Annotated in this window: 29 protein-coding genes and 1 tRNA gene; 15 read left to right on the forward strand and 15 right to left on the reverse strand. The window is 60.5% G+C overall.

Annotation, left to right across the window (positions count from 1 at the left end):
- Positions 1 to 5: 5 nt before the first annotated feature.
- A complete protein-coding gene (locus tag P0648_RS13240; RefSeq protein ID WP_277504270.1) occupies positions 6 to 854 on the reverse strand; it encodes a basic amino acid ABC transporter substrate-binding protein in 849 nt (282 codons plus the stop codon).
- Positions 855 to 896: 42 nt separating this feature from the next.
- On the reverse strand, positions 897 to 1,391 hold the full coding sequence (locus P0648_RS13245; RefSeq protein WP_276246793.1) for a heme A synthase: 495 nt from the start codon (positions 1,389 to 1,391) through the stop codon (positions 897 to 899).
- A gap of 91 nt (positions 1,392 to 1,482) precedes the next feature.
- On the opposite strand from P0648_RS13245, the gene P0648_RS13250 reads away from it, so the two are divergent.
- A complete protein-coding gene (locus tag P0648_RS13250) occupies positions 1,483 to 2,538 on the forward strand; it encodes a hypothetical protein (protein ID WP_277504273.1) in 1,056 nt (351 codons plus the stop codon).
- Positions 2,539 to 2,623: 85 nt separating this feature from the next.
- Positions 2,624 to 4,879, forward strand: a complete 2,256-nt coding sequence (locus P0648_RS13255; protein WP_277504275.1) for an NADP-dependent malic enzyme — start codon at positions 2,624 to 2,626, stop codon at positions 4,877 to 4,879.
- 4 nt (positions 4,880 to 4,883) lie between these two features.
- Here the strand turns inward: P0648_RS13255 and P0648_RS13260 are convergent, their stop codons facing one another.
- Positions 4,884 to 5,417: a DUF1684 domain-containing protein gene (locus tag P0648_RS13260; RefSeq protein ID WP_276246790.1), complete on the reverse strand. Its 534-nt coding sequence runs from the start codon at positions 5,415 to 5,417 to the stop codon at positions 4,884 to 4,886.
- Positions 5,418 to 5,420: 3 nt separating this feature from the next.
- Positions 5,421 to 6,056 carry a reverse transcriptase-like protein gene (locus P0648_RS13265; protein ID WP_277504277.1) on the reverse strand — a complete coding sequence of 212 codons (636 nt, stop codon included), beginning with the start codon at positions 6,054 to 6,056 and terminating at the stop codon, positions 5,421 to 5,423.
- A gap of 105 nt (positions 6,057 to 6,161) precedes the next feature.
- On the opposite strand from P0648_RS13265, the gene P0648_RS13270 reads away from it, so the two are divergent.
- The 4 genes from P0648_RS13270 (at position 6,162) to P0648_RS13285 (ending at position 9,418) form a co-directional block, all read left to right on the forward strand.
- Positions 6,162 to 6,659 (forward strand): CBS domain-containing protein, encoded by a 498-nt coding sequence (locus P0648_RS13270; protein WP_276246788.1) that lies wholly within the window; start codon positions 6,162 to 6,164, stop codon positions 6,657 to 6,659.
- 36 nt (positions 6,660 to 6,695) lie between these two features.
- Positions 6,696 to 7,622, forward strand: coding sequence for a DMT family transporter (locus P0648_RS13275; RefSeq protein WP_276246787.1), 927 nt, complete (start codon positions 6,696 to 6,698; stop codon positions 7,620 to 7,622).
- Positions 7,623 to 7,793: 171 nt separating this feature from the next.
- Positions 7,794 to 8,117, forward strand: a complete 324-nt coding sequence (locus tag P0648_RS13280) for an alkaline phosphatase family protein (RefSeq protein ID WP_277504279.1) — start codon at positions 7,794 to 7,796, stop codon at positions 8,115 to 8,117.
- Positions 8,114 to 9,418, forward strand: coding sequence for an alkaline phosphatase family protein (locus P0648_RS13285; RefSeq protein WP_277504280.1), 1,305 nt, complete (start codon positions 8,114 to 8,116; stop codon positions 9,416 to 9,418). The genes P0648_RS13280 and P0648_RS13285 overlap by 4 nt, the downstream gene beginning before the upstream one ends.
- Before the next feature lie 143 nt (positions 9,419 to 9,561).
- On the opposite strand, the gene P0648_RS13290 is transcribed toward P0648_RS13285, so the two are convergent.
- The 4 genes from P0648_RS13290 to P0648_RS13305 form a co-directional block, all read right to left on the reverse strand.
- Complete coding sequence (locus P0648_RS13290; protein ID WP_277504281.1) at positions 9,562 to 9,936, reverse strand: spore germination protein GerW family protein; 375 nt, start codon at positions 9,934 to 9,936, stop codon at positions 9,562 to 9,564.
- 33 nt (positions 9,937 to 9,969) lie between these two features.
- A complete protein-coding gene (locus P0648_RS13295; RefSeq protein WP_277504282.1) occupies positions 9,970 to 10,938 on the reverse strand; it encodes an aldo/keto reductase in 969 nt (322 codons plus the stop codon).
- Positions 10,939 to 10,971: 33 nt separating this feature from the next.
- The gene (locus P0648_RS13300; protein ID WP_276246783.1) at positions 10,972 to 11,253 is read right to left on the reverse strand and encodes a hypothetical protein; all 282 of its coding nucleotides are present in this window, start codon (positions 11,251 to 11,253) and stop codon (positions 10,972 to 10,974) included.
- 179 nt (positions 11,254 to 11,432) lie between these two features.
- A complete protein-coding gene (locus P0648_RS13305; protein WP_277504284.1) occupies positions 11,433 to 11,894 on the reverse strand; it encodes a hypothetical protein in 462 nt (153 codons plus the stop codon).
- A gap of 77 nt (positions 11,895 to 11,971) precedes the next feature.
- Between P0648_RS13305 and P0648_RS13310 the strand changes: the two genes are divergently transcribed.
- Positions 11,972 to 12,199 carry a hypothetical protein gene (locus P0648_RS13310; RefSeq protein ID WP_276246781.1) on the forward strand — a complete coding sequence of 76 codons (228 nt, stop codon included), beginning with the start codon at positions 11,972 to 11,974 and terminating at the stop codon, positions 12,197 to 12,199.
- Between the two features lie 268 nt (positions 12,200 to 12,467).
- On the opposite strand, the gene P0648_RS13315 is transcribed toward P0648_RS13310, so the two are convergent.
- Together P0648_RS13315 and P0648_RS13320 are read right to left on the reverse strand one after the other, a co-directional pair.
- On the reverse strand, positions 12,468 to 13,046 hold the full coding sequence (locus tag P0648_RS13315; RefSeq protein WP_277504285.1) for an arsinothricin resistance N-acetyltransferase ArsN1 family B: 579 nt from the start codon (positions 13,044 to 13,046) through the stop codon (positions 12,468 to 12,470).
- A gap of 38 nt (positions 13,047 to 13,084) precedes the next feature.
- Positions 13,085 to 14,140 carry an N-acetylmuramoyl-L-alanine amidase gene (locus P0648_RS13320; protein ID WP_277504286.1) on the reverse strand — a complete coding sequence of 352 codons (1,056 nt, stop codon included), beginning with the start codon at positions 14,138 to 14,140 and terminating at the stop codon, positions 13,085 to 13,087.
- Between the two features lie 157 nt (positions 14,141 to 14,297).
- On the opposite strand from P0648_RS13320, the gene P0648_RS13325 reads away from it, so the two are divergent.
- On the forward strand, positions 14,298 to 14,582 hold the full coding sequence (locus P0648_RS13325; RefSeq protein WP_277504287.1) for a hypothetical protein: 285 nt from the start codon (positions 14,298 to 14,300) through the stop codon (positions 14,580 to 14,582).
- 76 nt (positions 14,583 to 14,658) lie between these two features.
- The gene (locus P0648_RS13330) at positions 14,659 to 14,958 is read left to right on the forward strand and encodes a GYD domain-containing protein (RefSeq protein WP_277504288.1); all 300 of its coding nucleotides are present in this window, start codon (positions 14,659 to 14,661) and stop codon (positions 14,956 to 14,958) included.
- A 145-nt stretch (positions 14,959 to 15,103) separates the two neighbouring features.
- Here the strand turns inward: P0648_RS13330 and P0648_RS13335 are convergent.
- Positions 15,104 to 15,255, reverse strand: a tRNA-Met gene (locus tag P0648_RS13335).
- A 93-nt stretch (positions 15,256 to 15,348) separates the two neighbouring features.
- Between P0648_RS13335 and P0648_RS13340 the strand changes: the two genes are divergently transcribed.
- A complete protein-coding gene (locus P0648_RS13340; protein ID WP_277504290.1) occupies positions 15,349 to 16,311 on the forward strand; it encodes a hypothetical protein in 963 nt (320 codons plus the stop codon).
- Here the strand turns inward: P0648_RS13340 and P0648_RS13345 are convergent.
- Positions 16,295 to 16,654, reverse strand: coding sequence for a DUF5830 family protein (locus P0648_RS13345; protein ID WP_277504292.1), 360 nt, complete (start codon positions 16,652 to 16,654; stop codon positions 16,295 to 16,297). The genes P0648_RS13340 and P0648_RS13345 overlap by 17 nt on opposite strands.
- Before the next feature lie 78 nt (positions 16,655 to 16,732).
- On the opposite strand from P0648_RS13345, the gene P0648_RS13350 reads away from it, so the two are divergent.
- Entirely contained in the window at positions 16,733 to 17,380 is a 648-nt protein-coding gene (locus P0648_RS13350; RefSeq protein WP_277504294.1) for a TVP38/TMEM64 family protein, read from the forward strand.
- Here P0648_RS13350 and P0648_RS13355 read toward each other — a convergent pair whose 3' ends face one another.
- A complete protein-coding gene (locus P0648_RS13355) occupies positions 17,381 to 17,503 on the reverse strand; it encodes an HVO_2523 family zinc finger protein (RefSeq protein WP_276246773.1) in 123 nt (40 codons plus the stop codon).
- A 122-nt stretch (positions 17,504 to 17,625) separates the two neighbouring features.
- On the opposite strand from P0648_RS13355, the gene P0648_RS13360 reads away from it, so the two are divergent.
- Genes P0648_RS13360 through P0648_RS13375 form a run of 4 tightly spaced genes read left to right on the forward strand, consistent with a single transcriptional unit; the run spans position 17,626 to position 20,126 of the window.
- The gene (locus P0648_RS13360; RefSeq protein WP_277504298.1) at positions 17,626 to 18,012 is read left to right on the forward strand and encodes a hypothetical protein; all 387 of its coding nucleotides are present in this window, start codon (positions 17,626 to 17,628) and stop codon (positions 18,010 to 18,012) included.
- Positions 18,013 to 18,018: 6 nt separating this feature from the next.
- Positions 18,019 to 19,500, forward strand: coding sequence for a molybdopterin-dependent oxidoreductase (locus tag P0648_RS13365; protein WP_277504299.1), 1,482 nt, complete (start codon positions 18,019 to 18,021; stop codon positions 19,498 to 19,500).
- 47 nt (positions 19,501 to 19,547) lie between these two features.
- A complete protein-coding gene (locus P0648_RS13370) occupies positions 19,548 to 19,823 on the forward strand; it encodes a winged helix-turn-helix domain-containing protein (protein ID WP_276246770.1) in 276 nt (91 codons plus the stop codon).
- 12 nt (positions 19,824 to 19,835) lie between these two features.
- A complete protein-coding gene (locus tag P0648_RS13375; RefSeq protein ID WP_369685111.1) occupies positions 19,836 to 20,126 on the forward strand; it encodes a hypothetical protein in 291 nt (96 codons plus the stop codon).
- A gap of 6 nt (positions 20,127 to 20,132) precedes the next feature.
- Here P0648_RS13375 and P0648_RS13380 read toward each other — a convergent pair whose 3' ends face one another.
- A complete protein-coding gene (locus P0648_RS13380) occupies positions 20,133 to 21,503 on the reverse strand; it encodes a polysaccharide deacetylase family protein (protein WP_277504300.1) in 1,371 nt (456 codons plus the stop codon).
- 361 nt (positions 21,504 to 21,864) lie between these two features.
- Positions 21,865 to 24,966: an adenosylcobalamin-dependent ribonucleoside-diphosphate reductase gene (locus tag P0648_RS13385; RefSeq protein ID WP_277504301.1), complete on the reverse strand. Its 3,102-nt coding sequence runs from the start codon at positions 24,964 to 24,966 to the stop codon at positions 21,865 to 21,867.
- Positions 24,967 to 25,245 lie beyond the last annotated feature (279 nt).

The following is a 25,245-nucleotide window of genomic DNA, read 5'->3' on the forward strand; positions in this document are numbered from 1 at the left end:
CTGGCTTATTCCTGTCCGAACCACTTGTTCACGAGTTCGTCGTAGGTGCCGTCGTCCTGCACGGTGGCGAGCGCCTGATTGAGCGCGTCGAGGAAGTCTGAATCCTGGCGCACACCAAGGCCGTACTGTTCGCCGGTTTCCTCAACGAACGCGACTTCGACGTTGGAGTTCGAGGCGAAGTTTTCGGCGACCGGCTTGTCGAGCACGACGGCGTCTACGTTGCCGTTCTCGAGGTCACGCACCGCGAGGACGTAGTTGTCGTAGCCGCGGTAGGTTGCGTCCGGAACCTGTTCCTGAACGATGGATTCGCCAGTGGTCCCCTTCTGTGCCCCGACCGGGTGGCCGTTCAGGTCGTCGAGCGAGGACGGCGAGAAGTCACCGCCAGCGGCGACGAGCACCGACTGGTCTGCCTCGTAGTAGGGGTCGGAGAACGCAATCGTCTGTTTACGTTCGTCGTTTATCGTCATCGCGGCGGCGATGAGGTCGATGTTCTCGCTCGTGAGCGCGGGGATGAGCGACGCGAACTCGAACTCCTGCCACTCACCGAGTTCGTAGCCGTCCATGTTCTCCACGACGGCCGCGGTCAGGTCGATGTCGAAGCCGACCAGTTCGTCGCCTTGCTTGAACTCGAAGGGGGCGAATCCGGGCGCGGTGCCGGGCGTAATAGTCGTCACGTCGCCGTTTCCGTCACCAGTGGTCGTGGTTCCGTTGCCACCGTCTTCGGTCGTGGTCGTGGTGCCGTCCCCACCGCCACCGGTACAGCCAGCGAGACCCATCATTCCGGCGGCTCCGCCGGCTCCGACGAGTTTCAGATATGCGCGGCGATCCATGTCAGCAGCTACCTTGCGGTCCATGCAGTAAAAAGGCCACCTGACAGATAATAACGTTTCGTGATGTTAGTCGTCTGCAGGGGCAGAATTGCGTGACGGAACCGTGGTTTTCTCGCTCCTGTCAGCCGAATAGGCCCAGGCCGTCGTGGCCACGGTTGCGGCGAAGATAATCATCGCCGTTCCGTGGTGGGCGAGCACGACGAGGTGCTGGATGTTGCCGAACCAGATGTAGCCCTTCACCGTGACTGCGCCGAGCAGAATCTGCGTCGGGAGAAACACCGTCGCGACGGCGGTGGCCTTCTTCAGGCGCGGGTCGGATTTGTGCTTCCACGCGCCGTAGGCCGTCCCGAGGATGAAGAAGCCGGTTATCATCGCGACCAGTCGGTGGGTCCACTCGATCCAGCCGGCGGCGGTCTGGGGCAGGAAGCCGCCGTCACAGAGTGGCCACTGCAAACTGCACGATGCTCCTGCGCCCATCAGACTCGTGTACACCCCAAGTAGGATGAGGAGGTAGGTCAGCCCCGCCGTAACGGCGGCCAGATGCCGGTAACGGAGGTTCATTGGTCGGAACTCAGTCCCGGTAGTACTTAGATGTGTCCGAGTCGGGTCAGGGGTAGCTTCTTACCCCTGCGTGACTTTTGATTCACCTGACATGTCGTGGTACGCTATCGACGGAATCGAGGACTCCATTCAGGCGACTCGAGAGTTCCTCTTTCCGTTCGACTTCCGCAAGTGGCTCAAACTCGCGCTCATCGTCTTCTTCATCGGCGGCGTCAGCGGCGGTGGGGGTGGCACGAACTTCTCGGTTCCAGCCGGAGACACACCGGGCGGCGAGATTCCACCCATCGACGGGCAGGTTGACATTCTCGCCATCGTGCTCGTCATCGGCGTCGTCGTCGGGTTACTCGCGCTTCTGTTCGGAGTGTTTAGTTCCGTCTTCCAGTTCGTCTTCGTGGACGCCGTGCGAAGCGAGGAAGTCCGCATCCGCGGACCGTTCAACCGCTGGTTCGGAAAGGGCGTGCGCCTGTTCGTGTTCACCCTCGTCCTCGTCTTGCTCATCCTCGCGCCGTTTCTCGCAATCGGCGCAGTGTTCATCTTCGCCTTCTCGCCGCTGTTTCTCATCCTCCTGATTCCGTTCTTGCTCATCATCGCGCTCTTGCTCGGTATCGGGCTCACGCTCACCACGGACTTCGTCGTCCCCGTGATGATGCGCGAAGACCTCGGCGTAATCGCCGGGTGGCGGCGTTTCTGGCCAATTCTTCGTGCTCAGTGGAAGCAGTACGGTCTCTTCGTTATTCTCCGGTGGTTGCTCGGTTTTGCTGCGGGCATCCTCGCCGCCATCGCACTCGCCGTCGTATTGTTGCCCGTACTCGGCATCGCGGCACTACTCGGCTTCGGGATATTCACGGCGGCAGGTGGCCTGAGCACCGCAGTGCTCGCCTTCCTCGTCATCCTGGCCATTCCGCTCGGACTGCTGGTGTTGCTCTACATCCTGTTCGTGCAGGTGCCATTTGCCGTGTTCTTCCGGTACTACGCGCTGTTCGTGCTCGGCGACTCTTACGGCGAGTTCGACCTCATCCCGGCCCAGCGGCGGGCCGTGCGGGCCGAAGATGAATCGACGGACGAAGTCGGACCGATGGATGACGAAGAATCGCTGGGCGACGTGAACGGTGACGATAGCGACACGACCGACGACCGATTCGCGTAAGGTTTGCCGCGGCCCACCCTGTTTTCGACAGTCGTCGAACTCTGACTTCGCATAGCTTTTTAGGGAACCCTGCGGGAGTACACCCATGGGACTTGATGAGGATTCTCTCGCATACCACAAGCGCGACCCGCCAGGCAAACTGGAGATTTCGACGACAAAGCCAACGAACACCCAACGCGACCTGAGCCTCGCGTACTCGCCCGGGGTGGCCGCACCGTGTCTCGAAATCGAGAAAAATCCCGACGACGCCTACACCTATACCGCGAAGGGGAACATGGTGGGCGTGGTGTCGAACGGGTCTGCGGTGCTTGGCCTTGGGGACATCGGCGCACAGGCCTCGAAACCGGTGATGGAGGGCAAGGGCGTGCTGTTCAAGCGGTTCGCCGACATCGACGTCTTCGACATCGAACTCGACCTCGATGACCCGGAGGCCATCATCGCCGCGACGAAGGCGATGGAACCGACGTTCGGGGGCATCAACTTAGAGGACATCAAGGCCCCCGAGTGTTTCACCATCGAGGAGCGCCTGCGAAAGGAGATGAACATCCCCGTGTTCCACGACGACCAGCACGGGACGGCCATCATCTCTGGGGCCGCCCTGCTCAACGCGACGGACGTGGTGGGCAAGGACATCGACAAACTCGACATCGTGTTTTCCGGGGCTGGGGCGAGCGCCATCGCAACCGCCCGGTTCTACGTCTCACTCGGCGCAAAAAAAGAGAACATCACCATGTGCGATTCCTCGGGCATCATCACCGAACAACGTGCCGAGGCAGGCGAGGTGAACCAGTACAAACGCCAATTCGCCCGCGACATCCCTGAGGGCGACCTCGCCGACGCGATGGAAGGCGCAGACGTGTTCGTCGGCCTCTCAGTCGCCGGCATCGTGAGCCAGGAGATGGTGCAGTCGATGGCGAACGACCCCGTCATCTTCGCGATGGCGAACCCCGACCCAGAAATCACCTACGAGGACGCGAAGGAAGCCCGTCAGGACACGGTGATTATGGCGACGGGGCGCTCTGATTACCCGAATCAGGTGAACAACGTCCTCGGGTTCCCCTTCATCTTCCGGGGCGCACTCGATGTGCGCGCCAGCGAGATCAACGAGGAGATGAAGGTCGCCGCCGCAGAAGCCCTCGCTCGCCTCGCCCGACAGGACGTCCCCGACGCCGTGGTCAAAGCCTACGGCGACCAGCCGATTCAGTTTGGCCCGGATTACATCATTCCGAAACCGGTCGACCCGCGCGTATTGTTCGAGGTGGCTCCGGCCGTCGCGAAAGCGGCCATCAAGAGCGACGCCGCTCGCATCGACCTCGACATCGACCGCTACGTCGAGAAACTCGAAGCGCGCCTCGGGAAGTCCCGCGAGATGATGCGCGTCGTCCTCAACAAGGCGAAACTCGACCCAAAGCGCGTCGTCCTCGCAGAAGGCGACGACGAGAAGATGGTGCGCGCGGCCTACCAGCTCGTCGAGCAGGGCATCGCGGAGCCAATCCTCATCGGCAGTCAGGAGGAAATCTGGCAGACCGCCCAGCGTCTCGGTCTCGAATTCGAACCCGAAATCGTGGACCCAGACGAGAGCAACCTGAAACCGTACGCAGAGCGTCTCTACGAACTGCGTCGGCGCAAGGGCGTCACCCGGCGTGAGGCGGACGAACTCATCGCCGACGGCAACTACCTCGGCAGCGTGATGGTCGAGATGGGCGACGCCGACGCGATGCTCACCGGCCTCACCCACCACTACCCCTCCGCGCTGCGCCCGCCGCTGCAGGTCATCGGCACGGCAGAAGACGCCAACTACGCCGCCGGGGTGTACATGCTCACATTCAAGAACCGCGTCATCTTCTGCGTGGACACCACGGTCAATCTGGACCCAACCGAAGAAGTGCTCGCAGAGATTACCAAGCACACGGCGACGCTCGCACGCCGCTTCAACGTCGAACCGCGTGCGGCCCTGCTCTCGTACTCGAACTTCGGTTCGGTGGACAACGAGGGCACGGCGAAGGTCCGCCGCGCGGCCCGCACGCTCCGCGCCGACCCGGCGGTCGATTTCCCGGTCGATGGGGAGATGCAGGCCGACACCGCCGTCGTCAAGAGCATTCTCGACGGGACGTACTCGTTCTCGGATCTGAAGAAGTCGGCCAACGTACTCGTGTTCCCAAACTTAGAGGCGGGGAACATCGCGTACAAACTGCTGCAGCGCCTCGGCGGTGCAGAAGCCATCGGGCCGATGCTCGTCGGCATGAACAAACCCGTCCACGTCCTCCAGCGCGGCGACGAGGTCAAGGACATCGTGAATCTGGCATCCGTGGCCGTCGTGGACGCCCAGGAGAACAACTAATCGCTCACGCCGGTTCGTAGTTCTTCTCGCCGGCTTTCACCGGCACTTGCAGCCAGTTTTCACCCGGTGGCAGCGGACACTCGTAGGCCTCCGAGTACGCACAGTACGGATTGTACGCGAGGTTGAAATCGAGAACCCACTGCTCGCCGTCGCGGTCGTCGCCCTCTAAATCGAGGTAGCGACCCGCGCCGTAGGTCTCGTTGCCGCTCGTCCGGTCGCGGAAGGGGATGAACAGGCGCTGTTCGTGTTCGTCGGTTCGGTAGGCCTGAATCGCAACCTCCTCGCCGTCGATTTCGACGCGGAACTCGCCCCAGCGGAGGTACTGGCGGACGCCCTCGGTGCTCGTGTCGAGCAAGAGTTCTTCTTTTTCCTCGTGTTCGTGGAGCGGGACGACGAACCGGAGGTCCGGGTTCGGGTCGTAGTAGGACAGGCCACGGAACCCCTCGCGCTGGTCGTGCGGGATGGGCGAGTGTGGGTGTCGCTTGAAAAATTCGTCTTTGCTGGCGCGCTGGACGTCGAGTTCCTCGGCGTAGGTCATAGGTTAATCTCCGGCGTGACGGTCGGCGCGAGACGGCGGCGGCACGCCCGTCTCGCTCGGGGAGTGGGGCACGTCAAAGGGCTGTGGCAGCACGCAACGCGGTGGCTCGTTATTGACGTGACCGTACTGGTCCGGCGCGTTCGCAAGCGAGTGCGCCGGGTTGTCGCCAGAGGAAATCTGGGCGGCGCGCAGTTCCGCGAACCCACAGATGCGCGCTCGAATCCCCCGCCAGTGGTGTTCTGCGCGGGTCGGAATCGTGAACTGGTGGTGTGGCAGCCAGTTTGCGTCTTGGGCGAGGATGGTCGCCGTGTTCACGTTCGCCGCGAGATTCGCGTGGTCCACGAGCACGCCGACCCGCGCCGTCGGCGGCGCACGCGCGGCGAGCACGTCGAGTCCGAGGTGGAGCGCCCGGTACTCGGCGACGTTGTTGTCCGGCGGCGAATCGGGCACCGAAAGCCGAGCCACGCGCTCGCCGTCGTGCGTTTCGATGACGACCCCAAGCCCGCCACCCGACTCCCGGTAGGACCCATCAGTCGCGACGTAAAAATGGCGATGGTGAGTGCGAGGAGGGTGTGCGATGTGCGGCGTGGGCGAATCGTCGAACAGGTTACGAAGGGTGCATCGGCCGTACACGGCCATGCCTGCTGGTATGTTCCCAGATGATTTAAATGTGTGTTTTAGGATAGCTCACTGATATTTCAGGGTACCGCAACCACTACGGCCTCGGAAGATGTGTGTTTGCACATGGCACTCCTCGCACGCGACATCATGACGACCGACGTAGAGACGGTCCACCCAGACGACGAGGTGAGTTCCGTACTCACGCGACTCGCGCAGGCTGATTTCAACGGTTTCCCGGTCGTGGACGAGGCGGACCACGTCGTCGGCATCGTCACGCAGGGCGACCTCGTCGAAATCTTCCAGCCCTCCCACCGCACCCTCTGGATTCCCATTGGCTTCCCACCGTTTCTCGAAAGCCAGACCTACGGCTTCGACCTCTCGTGGAACGAACTCGACGTGAACATCGACCTCGTGAAGAACGCAGGCAAGCCAATCAGGGACGTGATGACCACCGACGTGGTGACCGTCTCCCCTGACGACGACTTAGACCACATCATCGACCTCGTGACCGACGTAGAGCGCGACATCAATCGCCTCCCGGTGGTCGAAAACAACGTCCTCGTCGGCATCATCACGCGCGAGGACATCCTCATCGCACTTCGCGGCGAGCGCGTTCCCTAACGAAAGGTTGAGGCACGCTGACACTCCATCACCGGTGTGCGCTATCGGAATCTCCTGCTGTTCGTCGTCCTCGCCGCAATCTGGGGGTCTGCGTTCATGGCTATCAAGGCGGGCCTCGACTTCTTCCCACCCGTGCTGTTCGCCGCCCTCCGCTACGACATCGCGGCGGTGTTCATGCTCGCCTACGCCGTGTATGTGACCGACCACTGGCTTCCACGGACGCGCGAGGAGTGGTATCTCGTAATCGTCGGCGCAGTCCTGCTCATCGCTGGCTACCACATCTTCCTGTTCATCGGCGAGACGCAAACGACGAGCGCCGCCGCCGCCGTCATCATCAGCCTCTCACCCATCCTGACCACCTCGTTCGCTCGTGCGTTGTTGCCGAGTCAGCGCCTCACCGTCGCCGGTGTAGTCGGCATGGTCATCGCCCTCGTCGGCGTCACCATCCTCGCACGCCCAGACCCTGCTAACCTCCTCACCGAGGACGTGGTCGCGAAGTTCCTCGTCTTCCTCGCCGCGCTCTCATTTTCCTTCGGGAGCGTGCTTACCCGCCGCATCGAGGCAGACCTCCCCATCGAGACGATGGAGGCGTGGTCGATGCTCGGTGGGGCCGTGCTCATGCACGCTGTGAGTCTCGCCCTCCCAAACGAGTCGCTCGGAGACGTCGTCTGGACGAACGAGGGGCTGCTCGCACTTGCGTACCTCTCCCTCGTGGCGAGTGCGATTGGCTTTCTCATCTACTTCGACCTGTTAGACCGCCTCGGCCCCGTCGAAATCAACCTCGTCTCCTACGTCGCACCCATCTTCGCGGCGCTCAGTGGGTTCCTGTTCTTGGACGAGGTCATCGACGTCTACACTGCCGCCGGATTCCTCGTCATCTTCACCGGCTTCCTGCTGCTCAAGGGGCGGGACATCCATACCGAACTGTTGGGGACTACCCAGAGCAACGAAACAGCCGAGTAGCAACACACCGCAGAGATCTCTGTATTGCTTATCACCAACGTTTAATGATAGAATAGCTGAAAAATCCCCAAATAGACATAATTATATCATTATTTCCTGAACGTGGAGTACCGGATTTGGGGGGATCTACCAAAGCTTAATACGGATAGCAGTCGAACATTAATAATTGACATGTCTGGAAAAATCCTCGTTCTTGGATTCGACGCACTTGACTTTGAGTATTTAAACAGGTTTTCTGATGAACTCCCCAATTTCGCTTCGCTCCGTTCGAAAGGCGTAGCGACACCGCTTGCGTCGACGATGCCGCCATGGACGGGAAGCGCCTGGCCTTCGATGTACACGGGCGTAGATCCAAGCTACCACAGTGTCTACGATTTTTTCTCTCATGATGCAAGGGCTCCAACAGAGTCAACACTGATAACGCGAAATGATGTCCGGGCACCAGCACTGTGGAATTATTTAACTGAAAAAAAAACCGCCAGTCCATTGTATTGAATCTTCCAGTTACGCATCCAGTTGAGGAAATTAATGGGGTAATCGTTCCAGGCTATCTTGCACCCGAGAAAGCACCGGGTTATCCAGCGAATATTCGGTCGGAGATTAGTCAGGCAATCGGCGAAACATATCGAATCTATGCCGAGTACGAATTGAGCAACGATGCCGAGAAAAAACTCAATGATTATGTGAATCTGATAGAAATGCGAACGAAGGCGGCAAAATACCTGCTGACGAACTACGAGTGGGATGTCGGAATCATCCAGGTGCAAAAGACGGACGCGGTATTTCATAATTTCGATACGGACGAGGAGTTCCTCCAAGTTTACAAAAAAGCCGACGAGTTTGTTGGTGAGTTAGTGAGCATCGTAGATACTGATGATACGATAATCGTTTGTTCAGACCATGGCATCGGACCGGCCAACGGCTATACAATCTACATCAACGAAATTCTTCGAGACGCAGGATATGTTGAAACCACAACGACCCGTCACGATCATTCGCTTCGTTCGGCAAAGCAGACGTTGACACAGGTGAACCGCTCGGACCGAACTGAGAGTACCACTACTGCGATTCAACACACGGTACGCCTCTTACGGGGGATGGGCATCTCTCCGGGACAGATGTATGCAGTGCTTCAGCGGGTTGGACTTGGGGAGATCACGCTTTCGATGCTCCCCTACAACGTAAAAAAGGCAATAGAGGTCGTCGTCGAAGTGGAATCATCGGTTGCCTATTGCCGAAGCAGCTCCGAACTAGGTATTCGACTAAATGTCAAAGGTAGAGAGGCGAGTGGTATCGTAGACCTGAACGAATACGAAACGATTCGAGACGAGATAATCGAGTTATTATCTACAATTGAAACACCCGATGGAGAATCGGCGTTCGAACGCGTCGTGCGGAGAGAAGACGTTTACTCGGGACCGTACACCAATAGCGCGTGTGATATCTTGTTCTATCCAAACAAGATGAACAATCCGGTGAAAACGAAACTATTCGGGAAGAGATTCATCAAAACCAATGTGTTCGACCACAAGACGGTGGGCGTGTTCATTGGGAGCGGCCCGGCGTTCAATCTGGACTGGAACGGGAGTTTAGAGTTAATCGATGTCGCTCCAATCACGCTTGCAACTGCAGACGTGCCCGTACCAACGAGAATGACAGGACGTGTCCCGTCAAAGTTAGTTCGCAAAGACATCGAATATGACGAGTACGAGTCGCTTACGTATCGGACGGGTGAAGTGGACAATGTGCTTGACGATCAGATAGAGGATCGACTGTCCGATCTTGGATATCTGTAGTACAACGTGTACACAGCCACGCACAATCGACCTAGAAAATCGATCGGAATCAGCTAGTCATGCTGCGCACCACCTCAAAATAGTATCCAGACAGGAGCTCACACTGATTCGGTCAACGGTGTCGAAGTGTGATGCCACGGCTACTAACTTCGCCTTCGCAAGCTGCGGCTGAGCAGGAGCCCAATGAATATCCCGAGGATAAGGTTTCTCGCGGCGCGTTTTCGGTCGCTGAATCGAATGAATCGTGTGTCCGCCTCCGTGATTTCCACGACGCCGAGGGGCATCGCGACGACACCGCCGCCAGCACCGCCACCCTCCTCAGTCTCGTGTTCGGTCGCCTCCTCGTCGTCCGCTTCGTGTTCCTCACTCGACCCGTAGCCACCGCCGAAGCCGAAGGCGATGCGGGCGACCGGAATCACGGTCTTTTCACCGTGTTCGACCGGTTCACCGTACACCGACGACACGGTTGCAGCCGAGAGGAGCTTTTCGACGATCGAATCCATCGAAGACGTGTTCATCCCCAATACGTTGGTTCGGGAACAGGATAACCGTTATTTCGCGTTTGCGAGGCGTTCGAACTGCGTCCGCGAGAGGGTGATGTCGGTGGCCGCGAGGTTCTCTTCTAACTGCTCTACGGTGCGTGCGCCGATAATCGGAGCCGTCACCGCGTCGTGGTGAAGCAACCAGGCGAGACTGACCGCGACCGGTGACGTGCCGACTTCGCGGGCGACCTCAGAGACTTCCTCCATCACGTCGAAGTTCGCGCTCGTGAGGTAGGTGTCCGCGAACTGGGAGTCGGTCGCGCCACGAGTTCCCTCGGGCGGTTCCTCGGTTCGTTTGTATTTTCCAGAGAGGAACCCGCCGGCGAGCGGACTCCACGGGACGATAGCGAGCCCGTAGTGAGAGGCCATCTCCAGATAGTTCCCCTCGATTTCCCGGTTGACGAGGTTGTATCGCGGTTGAGCGACGGTGAACGGTTCGTAGCCCCGCCGGTCTGCGATTTCGTTCGCGCGGGTGACCTTCCAGGCGTTCGGTTCGAACGTGGAGGTGCCGAGGTGGTTTACCTTCCCGTCTTCGACGAGGCCGTTCAGGGTTCGCATGAACTGCTCGGGCGGAGTGTCGTCGTCCCAGCGGTGGATGTAGAGGATGTCCACGAAACTCGTTCCGAGACGCTCTAAAATCCGGTTGATCTCCTTTCGGATGTGCTTTCGGTTCAGCCCGCGGCCGTTCGGGTCCTGGCGGGTCGGCCAGTAAATCTTCGAGGCGATAGTGAACTCCTCGCGGTCGCGACCCGCGAGCCAGTCGCCGATATACTCCTCTGCCCGGCCATCACCGTAGATGTCTGCAGTATCGATAAAGCGGCCGCCGTGCTCTGCGTAGGCGTCTAACAGTTCGTGGGCGCGGTCTTCGCCCACTTCGATGTCGCCGCGGTCGTTCTCACGACCGAAGCGCCACGTCCCGAAGGCGACTTCTGAAACGTGTAAACCGGTACGGCCGAGCGGGACGACGTCGAGGTCCATGCTCGGAAATTGCTCCCGAACGGGAATAAATCCTCAGCGTTCGCGGTCGTGGTGGGAATGGCCCACGACGAGCATCACGACGTTGAGGACGAGGAGGGCGGCGAACGCGACCTGCTTTGGAGGCGTGTCGAGTCCGTCAACGAGCAATGGCACGTGGAGGAAGGGAAGTGCGATTGCTGACCAGAAGGCCACAGCCTCGAACGAGCGGACGAGTTCGTCTCTGTACTTCGCGGATACGGTTGCGAGCGATGCAGTCGGGTCTCCGGAGTCGCCCGCGTCGGGGCGGGCGGCGAGTGAGGACCTGTTATCATTCATGGCGGATTCGTTCATGGAGGACACCCCAATTACCTCACACATGTCTACGATAGGAGGTAGCATATAATGGGTGGAGCGTTTGGACAGTTTTCGCCCATTTCACGCTGAGAAAACAGTCTGAAAACGTTTCATGACTCCCTAAAAATGGACTAAAACCTTCAAAGCCCGTGGAGAACCAATTATTCTACATTGCCGGATTCCTTTCCAAGAACCTTCACGAGAACGGTGTGTGGGCCGTGCCTACCAGAAAGCGTGACTGTTTCCCCAATCCGACTGGAAACGGCACTGCGCCACGCTGAAATGGCGTTTCGGTGGTACTCGTAGTGGGCGTCGACCGAGTACGGCGTCGATGGGTCGGCTCTGAGTTCGGCTTCTGTGTCCGTCGCATGCGGGTAAGCGTGCGGGTTGGTGACGAGCGCGGCGGGGTCGATGTGGAGCGGTTCGACACTGGCTGAATCGTAGGTGTCTCCGTGCCGGACGAGGTGAAGTCGCGCCCGCATCCGACCATTAAACGGCGGCGTGACTCTGATGACCGCCTGCTGGTCACGACGGGACCGGTTGGTCTCGTAGGCCATCACGACATCGTTGGCCGTGACCGCGAGAGACCGAATGACTCGGTAGTCCGACGGGTGGGAGGGCATCGGTCGAGGTAGGCGGCGGAGCCTAAAGAGCGTATTCGGTTCGCGGGGCTTACCTTAGTGACTGCATAGGAATAGGTATGAGCTGGACCGAACGCGACCCTATCGGGAGCAAACGCGAGTGGCGGCGTGACGACGGCTACGCCACCATCAGTCTCAGACAAACGAGAGCGGGCGACTGGGCCGTCTCGTTCGACCGCCTGATTCAGGCACCGGAGGGCGAACACTACAGACACGAGATGGTCGCGACAGAAACGGCCGCAAACGACCTCGTCGCCGACTGGAAGGCACGCTTCGACGTACAATAGTGGACGCGGGGAGTCGGGGGGAAGGATGCTAGGGGGGAAGTATAACAATCGGACTCCCGCGCCAACTGTCTAATCTCTTCACGAGGTATTAAACGTAGCCGGAATTGTTTAAATAAGTTCATAAGCTCAGACGCGCCAATGTGTCGTCTGAAGGCCACAAAAAGGCGGTCTTCGCCAGATACGCACGTTCGGACCTCGAAACGACAGAAATATAGAGAAAGTGTGCGACAGTGCCGCACAGCGATCAGCACAACATACCCTGCCGGACTCAGGACGTTGGCGTGTCGAGGATCCCGTCGAGTACGGCGGAATCAAGCTGGTCGAGCGAGCGCGGTGGCGTCGGGTCGTCGAGTGGGACGGTGAGCGTGCGCCGCCAATAGGAGACGTCGTGCCAGCCGCCGTGTTTGTAGCCGGCCGATTCGATGACACCGACCGATTCGAAGCCCAGCGACTCGTGGAGCGCGACGCTCGCATCGTTCGGGACAGTGATGATGGCGAACGCCGTGTAGAACCCCTGGAGACGGAGAATTTCGAACAGCGTCTCGTAGAGGCGCCGGTCCAGTCCCTGCCCACGGGCGTCCTCGTGGACGTACACGGAGACGTTGACTGTCCACTGATAGGCTTCACGCGAGTTGTGAGTGCCCGCGTAGGCGTAGCCGAGAATCGTCCCGCCGTCACCTTCGCACACGAGCCACGGGTGGCCCGGGAGCGTTTTCTCGATGCGAACGCGCATCTCGGTTTCCGTGGGTGGGTCGGTTTCGAAGGAGACCGTGGTCTCGCGGACCATCGGCGCGTAGATGGCGGCCACTTCCGGTGCGTCGGCCGGCGTGGCGAGGCGGATGTGCATGGTCGGTGCCACGCGCCAGTGGGAGAAAAATCGCCTGCTTAGATGTCGACGAGCGCCTGCCAGGTGTCGTGGCCGACGACGCCGTCTACGGTCAGTCCAGCGCTCGACTGGAAGTCCTCGATTGCGCCCTCTGTCTCTGCGCCGTAGTAGCCGTCGACGGCGATGGAATAGCCCTCGCCGTGCTTGAGGTGGTGCTGTGCGCCGTAGGTCGCCCAGTACGGGTCGTCGTTCGGCCCGGAGACGACCACGTAGAGCTGTTCCCACGTGTTCGGTCCGCAGATTCCATCGACCGCGAGGCCGGTGTCGGCCTGGAACTGTTCGACGGTGCTCTCGACTTCGGAGCCGTAGATGCCATCGTGATACTGAAGCGCGTAGCCGTGGTCTTCGAGGAGATACTGAATCGAGTAGACGGCCTCCGCCTGGTCACCGTAGGAGTACGTTGGCCAACTGTACGACCCGCCACCGCCGTTGTTCGTCCCGCCGACGAGTTCCATGTAGTAATCCCAGTCCCAATTGTCACCGGGGTCCGTGTGGTTGCTCGCGCCGCCACCCTGCGAGCAGTTGTACGGGTCCGGGACCTGGTCGTGGCCAATGATGCCGCCGCCCGCGGCGTTGCAGTCGGGGATGCCGGCGACGTGTTCTTTCGGGATGTCGTAGGCATCACAGACGTACGCGCAGATTTCAGCCGACGCCTGATACTGCACGTCCGGGAAACTCGACTGGCTGGCATAACCGCCGTGCTCGATGCCGATGGACTGGGCGTTGTAATCGCTGTTGCCCGCGTGCCACGCCTCGTCCTCGTCGTAGACACACTGAGCCTGATAGCCATCGTCGCCGACGACGTAGTGGGCGCTCACGTTCGAATCCGGGTCCTGGAAAACAGAGATGCCAGTCTCGTCGCTCCCCTCGATGGTGTGGACGACCACCCAGTCGATGTCCGCCGCCGTCCGAGACGTGTTCGTGTAGTTCGAGGAATCCGCAGGTCGCCAATCGACGGACGGCTTCGTCGCCGCCGAAGCGAGCGAACTACTGAGCACCGCGCCAGTTCCGACCGCACCGATGCGTTTCAACCACGACCGCCTGGAAACGTCCATACGGAGCGCTCACAGCGGCCCGTCTTAAATTTCGTTAAAATAATGAATTTATTTTCGATTATTTATTTTCGAATATATATCCATCGAGTGCTATTGTGACAACGACGGTGCCTCTACAGCAGTCACGTCTATTATCTCGGATAGCATCTGTGCTAGCATGCACCAACCAATCTCCACGCAGTATCCCAACTTCGACCGTGACGACGCAAGTATCGACGACGAGAAATACGGGGCAGTGCGCGACGCGATCAAAGCCTGCCTCGGCGAACACGGAGCCTTGACCTTCACCGAACTCGTCGACGACGTGGACGCCCACATCGGCGAGGCGTTCGACGGCTCTGTCCTCTGGTTCGTGACGAGGGTGAAACTAGACCTCGAAAACGAGGGCGTCATCGAACGCGTAACCGGAACCACACCACAGCAACTTAGACTGGTCGGGTGAGCCGACCGGTCGTCACTGAGGATTGTTCTCCAAGCCGCCCAAATTATTTTTACGTCTGTTAGTGTGAGACTAACACATGCCCACCTGGGTTTCGCTCGTCGACGTCATCGACAAGGACTACCAGAACATGCAAGAACTCGCGTCGTCGTGGGGTGAGATTTACCGCGAGACCGAAACCTCGCCCATCGAAATCGAGACGACCCTCGCCCTGCTCGGCGACTACGACTTCCTCTGCATCTACGAGGCCCCCGACCGCGCCTCGGCGTTCGACCTGGCGATGATTGCCCGGCGTCACGGCCTCAGCCTCCAGACGATGGAAGGCGTTCCAATCGACGAATTCGGGCCGTTGGTCAACGACGGCCCCTCGTTCGGGTGAGAAGGGGGCTCCGAACTTCGGTCGCAGCAAACTGCTCCTTACTACTCACTCGCGATGCTCGTGAGTAGCCTACGGGTTCTCCACGTCTGCCGACCACCTTTTCACGGAGTTGCGACTCACGGGAGTGAGTCGCGAAGGTGAAAAGTGCCCGGGGAGGGCTCCGAACCCTCGATCTCCGCATGTCCCAGGTTAGAGGCTCGGCAAAGCCTCCGGGAACATGTCGGGAGCTTCCAAGGCTCCGCACCGAATCTCGTAACCCTATGAGTGCGGCGCTATGTCCAGCTAAGCCACCCGGGCTCATTTTTCCGTAGCAGGAGGGACTTCTTTAAGCTTCTCATCTTCACCCGAGTCATCATGCGGTTTTATACCTATTCCATCACATGAATTACCATGAATCTGCCAGACCTCGTCCACCAACACCTCGGGGACGAGCAGGTCACGGCCAACGTCCACCTCGGGGGTGACGACCGGGTCTACGTCACCCCGACGCGCACGCTCGTCTACCGCGCGGAGGGCCTCCTCAGCGACGAATCCGTCACGGAGTTCGGCCACGACGTAGACCGCCTCGCCGTCGCGAGCGGGCGGCGAAAGGACACCTTCGAACTGGAGTACGTAGACCGGACGGAGTCGTTCACGGTGCCCGGGAAGCGAACCGACGACATCCTCCAGCCGCTGCTCGCGGGCATCCTCGCTGCCGCCGGCGTGATGGACGCAGACGAGACGCTCGCCGCCGCCTATCGGTTTAGCGAACTTACGCTCGTCATCACGAGCAAGCGCCTGGTCAAGCACGTCGGGCAGGCGGTCTGGGACGCAGAGTTCGATGACTATCTCTTCGACGAGTTGACCGGCCTCTCGTTCGAAGACGGGAGCGTCGCCACGACAATCGTCCTCTCGCGTGCGGGCAGACCCGAGCGCATCAAGTGCCCGAACGAGAAGGCACGGCTCGTTCGTCAGACGCTCGAATCGGAGCTGTTCGACTACTACGACGTGCCCACGCTCGAAGCGTTCAACGCGCAGGTCGCGCCTGATGAACAGGAACCGACCCACGAGTCCATCGAAGACGACTTCGAAGAGAGTGGGCTGAAACCCCTCGGCAGTGGCCGCGCCGAGGCGGCTGAAACCGAGAGCGAATCACCGGACGACCAACGACAGGTCACGGCGATGTTCGGTGACCGCGAGGCGGAATCCGACGAATCCCCACCGACCGAGGTTGCAGCGCCCGCAGCTGACGCAGACGACGTTCAGGCACAACTCGAAGCACTGACAGCGGCCGTAGAACAGCAGAGCGCACTCTTAGAACAGCAGCAGGCACTCATAGAACAGCTCATCGACGAACTCAGTCGCGGCCGGTGACCTTCCGGATACACGAGGAACCAAACGGCCCGAGTTCTCCCGCCTGCATCTTGATAAAGTAACCCGTCGTGATAGCCGCGTTGCACCGTCGGCAGGTGAATTCCCCCTCCTTCGTGACGACCTCACTCTCGAATTTGACGTAGTTGCCACTCTGCGGTCTGAGAAGCGTCCCGTCGCGCTCGATGACGCCGCGCATCTCCGCGATGTCCAGAATCTCGCGCGTCGTCGCCGGGTTCGTCGTGATGGTTTCGATGCGGTCTATCGCCTCGGCGAGCGTGAGTTCCTCCAGTTCGAGCTTCGAGAGGAGTTCCACCCCGAGTTCGACCGTATCGCGTGTGGGCACACTCGTCGTTCACGCGAAACGGTAAAAAGCAAACCGGTGAGCCAAAACTGGTTTACCCCGTTCCGGCAGAGAACCGACATGGACCGGGCGACGCGCCGGCAACTCGTGGGCATCGCGCTCGTGGGGAGCGCCATCCTCGTCGCCTCGCTCGTCTTCTCTCCGCGCGAGTTGTTCACTGCGTTCGCCCGACTCACAGACGACCCGGTGCGCTTCGCCGTCGTTCTCGCGCTCGCCTATCTCCTTCGACCGCTCGTCGCCTGGCCGGTCACACCGCTCTCCATCGTCGTCGGCTACGTCTACGGTGTCACGGTGGGCATCCCCATCGCGCTGGTCGGAATCGTGGTGACCGCCGTCCCGCCGTTCTTCCTCGCACGGTACTTCCCAGAGAATGGCATCATCGGGAAGGCCCGCGACGTGGGGTCGCAGTTCTTCTCCGCGACGGGCGAGACACGCGGGGTCATCGCCTCGCGACTCATCCCCATCCCGACGGACATCATCTCCTACAGTGCGGGCCTCGCCGGAGTCAGAACGTGGCCGTTCGTCGTCGGAACGCTCGTCGGTGAGGCTCCGTGGGCGATTGCGGGCGTCCTCGCTGGGAATTCGATGGAGACACTCACGACAGAAGGCGTCTCGGGAGTCGGGCTTCCGGTTGTGCTTGGCGCGGCGGCCCTCGCCTTCCTGCTCGTCGCCGGGCCGCTCTTGAGACGCCTGCATGCAGCCGAGTAGCTACCAGAAGGTGTCCGCACAGTCGTAGATGACGCCGTGATTCGGACAGACGTATTTGCAGTGGCGGTGGTACATCGGCTCTTCACAGAGCGGACACGGGCGGCCGCCGACTTCCTGCGCCATACATTCACTCCCCGCGCGAGGCGCTTGAGCGTTGTGTCGTGGAATCGGAAGAAATTCTAGAATAAGTTTGTCCAGAGTTTGAAAAATCCGTATACACCCCCAAATGCTCTGTTCACCTGACCATGCAGAAACTCGTGACAGCGGTAGGAATTCTCCTCGTCGCAATCGCCCTCACCGTTGGCGGTGTCGGCGCGGCGACGGAGGCAACCTTCGCCCAGGAAGACAACATGACCGACGACAATATGACTGACGACGAGATGAGCGAGGACAACATGTCTGACGACTCGATGACGGACGACAGTATGTCAGATGAGACCATGTCCGACGACGCTATGACCGACGGAGACATGGCTGAGGACATGACCGAAGACGAGATGGCTGGCGACGACATGTCCGGTGACGACATGGACGAGTCGGCCGGCGGACTGCTCAGTCCGACCGCAGCCATCGGCGTCGCCCTCGTAGCCCTCATTGGCGTCGCGCTGGTCGTCGCACGCATCCGGAGCTAATCGCCGATGAATCTGCTCCCACGAAGTCGACTGGTTCGCATTGGTATCGCCCGCGTCCTGCTCGCGGGCGTCGCGGCCGTGGCGGGGTCGTACGCAGCCGCTGGCTTTACCCCCGGGTTCGTGGGAGCACCACTCGAAGCGACACTTTCGCGGGTCGCGCCGGCATCGCTCGTCACGTTCGCCATCGTCGTCCTCGGGGACCTCGGCCAGAAACTGAACCTCTTTGCCGCCATAACCCTCGCAGTCCTCCTCATTGCGTGTCTCTCGGCCGCCGCGCTGGCGACCGGGTGGCGTCAGCGAAGCAGGTTCGTTTCCGTGACCACGGCCCTCGGCCTGACGTGGGCGGCCGTCACGCTGCTCACCGCCGAACCGGTTCTCGCCCTCGCCGCGGCGATTCCGGCAGCCGCCGTCCTCGCACTCACCGAATCGGGCGTCTCGACCAGTGGGGCAGACTCACGGGCTCGCAGACGTGTGCTAACTGCCATCGCCGGCGTGGCTGGCTTCTCCCTCCTCTCGTACGTCCTCGGGTCGCGTGACGCAGACGAGACGGCGGACCAACCACTTGGTCTCACCCCGGACCAGACCCAGGAGATTCAAACGCTCCTCGCCGAGGCTGAAGTGAAATCGCTCGCCGTGGCCGGACTCGAACCCCTCGTAAGCACGTCGTTCTACGAGGTGGATATCGCCGCGGTGAATCCTCGACTGGCCCAAGAGGAGTGGTCGCTCACACTCACCGGCGCGGTCGACGAGGACCTGACCATCACGTACGACGACTTGCGGGCGCTCCCCGTCGAACAGCGGTTCGTCACCCTCCGGTGTGTCGGCGACTCGCTCAACGGACAGAAGATGGACACCGCCCTCTGGACCGGGACACCGCTCGCGCCCATCCTCGACCGCGTGACGCCCGCGTCGGGGTGTGAGTGCGCGATGCTCCACGCCGGAGACGGCTACTACGTCGAGTTCCCGATTGCCGCCCTGCGCACTGGGTTCCTCGCATACGGGATGAACGGCAATCCACTGCCGCGGAGTCACGGTGCGCCCGTCAGAGTGCTCATTCCGGGCCACTGGGGCGAAGTCAACGTCAAGTGGCTCACAGAAATCGAATTCCTCGACAAACAGGTAGACGGCTACTGGGAAGAACGCGGCTGGCACGGCACCGGTCCCGTAAATCTCGTGGCGAAACTCTGGCTCGTGAACGATAACGGCGACGGGACCGTGACCGTCGGCGGCCACGCCTACGCCGGCCTCAGGGACATTTCAGCTGTCGAGGTCACCACGGGTGGCGGAAATTGGGAGCAGGCGACGCTTTCCGAACCGCTCCCCGGCGAGGACGTCTGGCGACAGTGGACCTACACCTACGACCACCCCGGTTCCCAACACCGGGTCACTGCGCGAGTTGTGGCCGGGGACGGGACGGTCCAGTCGCGCGAAGAACTTCCCGCCTTCCCGAGTGGGCCAAGCGGCTGGGTCTCCCAGACAGTCAGATGAGAGAGACTTTTGTCGTTGCCACCAACTGAACACCCTGTAGACGACCGATGGAAAAGGTGCTGTGGTACCTGCTCGTGGGCATGCGAGGGGGCGCAAACCGCGTCCGCATCATCAGAACCCTCTCAGAACGCCCCCACAACGCGAACCAACTCTCGACGGAACTCGACGTGGACTACAACACGATACGCCACCACCTCGACATGCTGGTCGAACACGGCGTCGTCGAACCGGGCGGAGACGGCTACGGTGCGCTCTACTTCCTCACGGACCAGTTCGAGCACCACCGGGACACATTCGAACGAATCACCGACCAAATGGAGTGACTCACGATGGCAATGGGAACTGAACTACTGATCGCAAGCACGCTCGCAGGACTCAACATTCTCCTGCTCGCGGCGCTCACCTTCGTGTGGGCGCGCAACTACCGGACGTTCCGGACGAACACCATCCTCGGCCTCATCGCCTTCGGCGCGGTGATGCTCGTAGAGAACGCCATGGCGCTGTATTTCTTCTTCACCATGCAGATGTTCTACGGCTCCGACCCGACGGTTCAAGGGGCGGTCGCCGTCCTGCGTGCGCTGCAGTTCGTCGCGCTCGTCTTCCTGACGTGGGTCACGGTCAAGTGAGCACAGTCAGGGGCCAGTTTTTCGCAACTCCCACAGGTCGGAGAAGGTAATCACCTCGATGCCCTGCTTCTCCGTGATGTGCTGGAGGAGTTTTTCGTAGTCCGCAACCGGCATCGTGTGCCGTTTCTTGAAGTGATGGAAGTTGAGGATTGCACACTGGTTGTGCGCGGCGGCCATATCGACTGCCCGCTTCGAGATGTCGAGGTCGTGGCCGATGGTTCGCGGGAGGACGAGCGGGTCGAAGCCGTAGACGCCCGTCGTGTTGGTACTTCCCGACTGATTCATTCCACCCATGTAGTGGTACTCGGAGATGGTGTCGAGGGCGGCCCGGTCGAAGTCGTTTGCCGGGTAGACGATGAAGTCCGCTCCCTCGAACTCGCGGTCGACGAGCCACTGCTTGTTGCGTTCGAGTTTCTCCGCGAGGCGGTCGGGCGAAATCTCGGAGAATCGCTTCTGGATGGTCGCGTGGGAGACGATTTCGTCGCCTGCCTCCTGTCGTTCGCGAATCTGTGCTTCGGTCATGAACGAGACGCCGGGCGACTCCTCTGCGTAGGGTGGATAGGCGTGAACCGCAGGCACGTCGTATTCGTCGTGCAGCGGCGCACCCTGCTCGTAGAAGTTGGTGAAGCCGTCGTCCCAACTCAGTACGACGTAGCCGGTGTCCGCCTTCGGGACGACGCGCATGTCGTCCAGCCACGAGTTCGTGTCCGTGTCTGCGGTGTTGATGACCTCGACGTGGAGGCGTTCGACCTGCGAGAGGTCGGGGTCCGTCTCGCTCGTCTTGAACACGCCTGGACACGTCCGGAACCAGCCGACGTCCGGTGGCCGGTAGGTGACGCTCCGGAGTTCGAGCACCGCCCAGTTGTCGTCGGCGTCGTAGGCGTAGACGAGCACGGCCACTTTCCCCGGGTTCTCCGAGCGAAACTCGAACGACAGGTCGTTTTCGGCCAGGTTCAGCGGCGTTTCGAGGTGGCGGTCGAAAACCGCTTTCTCGTCCGCCGGACCAGTCACTCGCATGCTCTGGGACCCGGTGACGTACGTTTCTGTGTCCACCGAGAGTTTGCCTTCGACCGCCTGCCACGACGAGAGGTCTTCGAAGTCGTCGAACGAGTCGCCGGGCGACCCAAACCGCTCTCGGGAATTGTATTCGGTGTGGAGCGCGAGTTCGGGCTCGGGCGTCCCCGTTTCCGTCTCCGGTCGTGGTTCGAGGTCTGTCTGGGGGTTGCCAGTCGTCGGCTTCGATTCCGTGTCCCTGTCCGAAAACAAGGGAACGCGGTCAACACAGCCAGCGAGCGACCCGAGAATCGCAGACCCCGTGAGCGAAAGGAGCCTGCGGCGGGTGCTATTGGAGGGAGACGAACTGCGGGGGGAGGGCATGAACCGATGTCAAAGAGCCAACTGTAAAAACTTGTTGGATTACTAACTAATAGTGTCGGAAACACTATCACTCGGCGGGTTTGACCGGACCGGCCAGTCAGTTAGTCGGTCACAGCAACACTAAATTCCGGCAGAACAACTAATCTCGCCCACCGTTTCGAATCAGACCGCTCTGGAGTGACGCACAGGGACTCTGTTAGACCTATTGACAACATTCAAATTTCGTCGGTAGAGCGGTTGTAAACAATCGAGAATCCGCGTTTCCGACCGTCATTCTGGTTGCCGCTTAACGATAGCAGGCCACGCCTTGCCAGTCACGGCGTGAGAAAAATTGGAGAAGTCGCGTTCCGCTATGGTTCGCTTAACTGCACTCGGACCAGCCACAGGATTCGCAGGTCTTGCAGCCTTCAGAGAAGTAGAGCGTCATCGAGCCACAGTCGGGACACTCCGGACTCTCGCCGGCGTCGATGAGCGACTGCGTCGCGTCGTCGTCGGCTGGCTTCGCGGCTGCGCCACCGTCGGTCTCCGTGTCGTCGGCTTGTGGCGCGCTCTCTTTTGCAATCTCGGCGAGGTTGCGCTGCTGTGGGTAGGTCTTGTCGATTTCGCCGTCCAGATACCGGCGCATCGCGGTGCCGATGGCGTCCGGGATGGACTGAATCTGTTCGCCCTTGTCCCAGGCGATTTTCGGCGAGCGGATGCCTTTCAGTTCGCCAGCAATCTCTTCTGGGTCGACGCCCGAACGCAGGGCGGTGGAGACGGTCTTCGCGAGCGACTCGGTGAAGCTCGCGGTGAACCCGCCAGAGTTGCCGATGTTCGCGAACAGTTCGAACGGTCGGCCCTGTTCGTCCTCGTTGATGTTGACGTACAGTTTGCCGTAGCCGGTCGAAATGCGCTGGGTGACGCCGTAGAGGACGTCCGGGCGCGGGCGCTTCTCGGCGTAGAGGTTGCCCTTCGCGGCCGAGGCGGCGACGGAGTCGAGTTGCGCGTCGAGTGCGGCTTTGACCTCCTCGTGGTCTAAGAACTCCTCCATCGACCCGAAGACCTCCGTAATCTGCTCGACGATGGCTTCTGCGGCCTCGTCGTCGTCGGCGAAGTCTGCGTTCTTCGCCCGCGTCGTGAGCACCTGCTTGCTGCGGGTGCCGTCGCGGTAGACGGTGACGCCCTTCCCGCCGTTGTCGTAGATGTAGCGGTACACCTCGTCCATGTCTTCCTTGCTCGCGGAGTTCGGGAAGTTGCAGGTCTTCGAAATCGCCGAGTCCACGCCAGCCTGTGCGGCACACTGGACGCCTGCGTGTTCGAGGCCGGTGAGGTCTGCGGTGACGACGAACAGTTCGCCAATCGCGTCAGGGACCGTCGAGAGCGACGTGACGCCCTCGAAGGTGTTGCTTTGCATCTGCTCGACTGCTTCCTCCTGTACGACCTCGGCGTCGATGTCGTTTGCCTCCAAAACGCGCAGGAAGTAGTCGTCGAACTCGACGAGCATCTCGTCGCCCTGCACGTCGTCGGAGACGTTCTTGAAGTAGGCGACGTTGTAGATTGGCTCGATGCCTCCGGTCGTGTTGCCGACCATGGAAGTCGTCCCGGTCGGGGCGACTGTCGTCGTGTTGTGGTTGCGAATTGAGAAGCCGTCTGCCCACTCGTCGGCCGAGAGGCCGGTGTGGTGTTCGAACCAGTCGCGGTACTCGGTCGGGTTCGCGTACTTCGAATCTCCCCAGTCGTTGAACGACCCGCGGTCTTCCGCGAGTTCGTGGGAGGCCCACTTCGAGCCGTGGTTGATGTGCATCATGAGCTGGCGGACGAGTTCGTTGCCCTCCTCAGAGCCGTAGCGGATGCCAAGCTGGATGTAGAGTTGGGCGAGACCCATGACGCCGAGGCCGATTTTCCGCATGTTGCGGACCTTCTCTTCGATTTTCGGCACCGGGAAGTCGGACATGGTGACGACGTTTTCGAGGAAGCGCGTCCCCCACTCGATGCGGTGGTCGAACTCGTCCCAGTCGATGGCGTCGGCGAGGAACGCCTGCATGGCCTCCTCGGTCGAGCCGTAGTTCTCGCCGTGCTCGTCGTACCAGACGCGCCAGTCGGGCGCGTCGAGGTCGGCGATGGTAGAGAGATTGATGTGGCCGAGGTTACACGCCTCGTATTCTTCGAGCGGCTGTTCGCCGCATGGATTCGTCGCGAGGATGCGGTGGTCTGGGTGTTTCTCGACGTCGAAGGAGTGCTCCTTGTTGACGCGCTCTAAGTAGATGACGCCGGGTTCGCCGTTCTCCCACGACCCGTCGATGATGTGGTCCCAGATTTCGACGGCCGGAATCTTGAGTTCCTCGCCAGGGGTGACGTAGTGACCGAGACCGTAGCGGTCGTACATCTCCTTGGTCTCTTTCGTGGCGATGTGTGGCTGTTCGGTGCGTGGGTTGGTGAAGACGAACTCCTCCTCGTTGTAGAGTGCGTCCATGAAGTCGTCGGTGATGCCCACCGAGATGTTGAAATTAGAAAGATGGCCCTCGACGGCGTTGCGCAGGTGCTTTGGCACCCGCCCTTCCTCGTCGATGAGGGTGCGAGCTTCTTCGAGCGCCTCGTTGAAGCTCGTGTACGTGTAGTCGTCTGGGTCGTTGAGACGGAGCGTGACCGCGAGCGAGACGTCCTTGTTCTTCGCGTGGAGAAATTCGATGACGTCCGGGTGACTGACGCGCATGACGCCCATCTGTGCGCCACGGCGCGTCCCACCCTGCGCGATGGTCTCGCACATCTGGTCGAACGTCCGCATGAACGTGATCGGACCGGAGGCGATGCCGCCGGTCGAACCGACTGCGTCACCGTACGGGCGGAGTTGCCAGAAGGCGTACCCCATGCCGCCGCCAGACTGGAACACTTCTGCGGCCTCCATGGCCGTCTTGTGGATGTCCGTGAGGTCGTCTGCGGGCGAATCGACGAAACAGGCAGAGAGTTGCTGGAGTTCGTCGCCCGCGTTCATCAGTGTCGGCGAGTTCGGGATGAAATTGAGCCCCTCCATCAGGTCCTGGAACTCGGTGCGGACGGATTCGACCGTCTCCTTGATTTCTGCAGGGAGTTCCGGGACGATGGTATCGTAGTCGAACTTGTTGACGTTGCGCTCGGTGAGGACGACCGTTACGTCGTCCGTGGCTTTTGTCCCGTCACCGAACACTTCCGCGGCGAGCTCGTCGCGGCGGGGGTGGCGGGGCTTCAGCTGCTCGGGGCGGGCGGTGAGTTCGATTCCGCGGTTTTCGGCCTCGTAGACGGCTTCTGCGAGTGCGATGTTCTTCGCGACGCGGACGAACAGGTCCTCCTGGGTCTCAATGAGGTCCCCGTTTGCGTCCTTGCGAAGGTATCGAGCAGGCAAGATGTTGTTGTACGCATTCGCGGTCATCCGGTCTGCGAGCGTCTCACCATCGGTTCGTTTTCGTGGCAGGGTAATCTCGTCGGCGGAGAGGTTTGCGCGGCTCATAACTCCCCTCGACAACCGACAGAGGCACTCTGTCGGGCGATACGACTTTCAAAGTGTGGCATCATACGCGACATTTGTAACGGCGATTTTGTACTGAGTCCACCCAAATAACCCTTTGGCATTCGCGATTTTCAGGGCAATTGGGAAGTTGTAACTCAGCTGTTTATTTCACACCTCCATTGCGGGAGATGTTGCTGATTTTGGCTCCACCTGTAGGTACGCGTGTGACACTAATAACCCTCACCAGACCGGGGTGAAAGTGAATCATTTCGCGAATAA

The organism is Haladaptatus sp. DYSN1, from assembly GCF_029489995.1.
Taxonomy (GTDB): Archaea; Halobacteriota; Halobacteria; order Halobacteriales; family Halococcaceae; genus QDMS2.

What these genes read in the sequence shown, in the direction of transcription:
- P0648_RS13240 (WP_277504270.1), bottom strand. Translation starts at nt 854, where the DNA reads ATGGACCGCAAGGTAGCTGCTGACATGGATCGCCGCGCATATCTGAAA.
- P0648_RS13245 (WP_276246793.1), bottom strand. Translation starts at nt 1,391, where the DNA reads ATGAACCTCCGTTACCGGCATCTGGCCGCCGTTACGGCGGGGCTGACC.
- P0648_RS13250 (WP_277504273.1), top strand. Translation starts at nt 1,483, where the DNA reads ATGTCGTGGTACGCTATCGACGGAATCGAGGACTCCATTCAGGCGACT.
- P0648_RS13255 (WP_277504275.1), top strand. Translation starts at nt 2,624, where the DNA reads ATGGGACTTGATGAGGATTCTCTCGCATACCACAAGCGCGACCCGCCA.
- P0648_RS13260 (WP_276246790.1), bottom strand. Translation starts at nt 5,417, where the DNA reads ATGACCTACGCCGAGGAACTCGACGTCCAGCGCGCCAGCAAAGACGAA.
- P0648_RS13265 (WP_277504277.1), bottom strand. Translation starts at nt 6,056, where the DNA reads ATGGCCGTGTACGGCCGATGCACCCTTCGTAACCTGTTCGACGATTCG.
- P0648_RS13270 (WP_276246788.1), top strand. Translation starts at nt 6,162, where the DNA reads ATGGCACTCCTCGCACGCGACATCATGACGACCGACGTAGAGACGGTC.
- P0648_RS13280 (WP_277504279.1), top strand. Translation starts at nt 7,794, where the DNA reads ATGTCTGGAAAAATCCTCGTTCTTGGATTCGACGCACTTGACTTTGAG.
- P0648_RS13290 (WP_277504281.1), bottom strand. Translation starts at nt 9,936, where the DNA reads ATGAACACGTCTTCGATGGATTCGATCGTCGAAAAGCTCCTCTCGGCT.
- P0648_RS13295 (WP_277504282.1), bottom strand. Translation starts at nt 10,938, where the DNA reads ATGGACCTCGACGTCGTCCCGCTCGGCCGTACCGGTTTACACGTTTCA.
- P0648_RS13300 (WP_276246783.1), bottom strand. Translation starts at nt 11,253, where the DNA reads ATGAATGATAACAGGTCCTCACTCGCCGCCCGCCCCGACGCGGGCGAC.
- P0648_RS13305 (WP_277504284.1), bottom strand. Translation starts at nt 11,894, where the DNA reads ATGCCCTCCCACCCGTCGGACTACCGAGTCATTCGGTCTCTCGCGGTC.
- P0648_RS13310 (WP_276246781.1), top strand. Translation starts at nt 11,972, where the DNA reads ATGAGCTGGACCGAACGCGACCCTATCGGGAGCAAACGCGAGTGGCGG.
- P0648_RS13315 (WP_277504285.1), bottom strand. Translation starts at nt 13,046, where the DNA reads ATGCACATCCGCCTCGCCACGCCGGCCGACGCACCGGAAGTGGCCGCC.
- P0648_RS13320 (WP_277504286.1), bottom strand. Translation starts at nt 14,140, where the DNA reads ATGGACGTTTCCAGGCGGTCGTGGTTGAAACGCATCGGTGCGGTCGGA.
- P0648_RS13325 (WP_277504287.1), top strand. Translation starts at nt 14,298, where the DNA reads ATGCACCAACCAATCTCCACGCAGTATCCCAACTTCGACCGTGACGAC.
- P0648_RS13330 (WP_277504288.1), top strand. Translation starts at nt 14,659, where the DNA reads ATGCCCACCTGGGTTTCGCTCGTCGACGTCATCGACAAGGACTACCAG.
- P0648_RS13340 (WP_277504290.1), top strand. Translation starts at nt 15,349, where the DNA reads ATGAATCTGCCAGACCTCGTCCACCAACACCTCGGGGACGAGCAGGTC.
- P0648_RS13350 (WP_277504294.1), top strand. Translation starts at nt 16,733, where the DNA reads ATGGACCGGGCGACGCGCCGGCAACTCGTGGGCATCGCGCTCGTGGGG.
- P0648_RS13355 (WP_276246773.1), bottom strand. Translation starts at nt 17,503, where the DNA reads ATGGCGCAGGAAGTCGGCGGCCGCCCGTGTCCGCTCTGTGAAGAGCCG.
- P0648_RS13360 (WP_277504298.1), top strand. Translation starts at nt 17,626, where the DNA reads ATGCAGAAACTCGTGACAGCGGTAGGAATTCTCCTCGTCGCAATCGCC.
- P0648_RS13365 (WP_277504299.1), top strand. Translation starts at nt 18,019, where the DNA reads ATGAATCTGCTCCCACGAAGTCGACTGGTTCGCATTGGTATCGCCCGC.
- P0648_RS13370 (WP_276246770.1), top strand. Translation starts at nt 19,548, where the DNA reads ATGGAAAAGGTGCTGTGGTACCTGCTCGTGGGCATGCGAGGGGGCGCA.
- P0648_RS13375 (WP_369685111.1), top strand. Translation starts at nt 19,836, where the DNA reads ATGGGAACTGAACTACTGATCGCAAGCACGCTCGCAGGACTCAACATT.
- P0648_RS13380 (WP_277504300.1), bottom strand. Translation starts at nt 21,503, where the DNA reads ATGCCCTCCCCCCGCAGTTCGTCTCCCTCCAATAGCACCCGCCGCAGG.
- P0648_RS13385 (WP_277504301.1), bottom strand. Translation starts at nt 24,966, where the DNA reads ATGAGCCGCGCAAACCTCTCCGCCGACGAGATTACCCTGCCACGAAAA.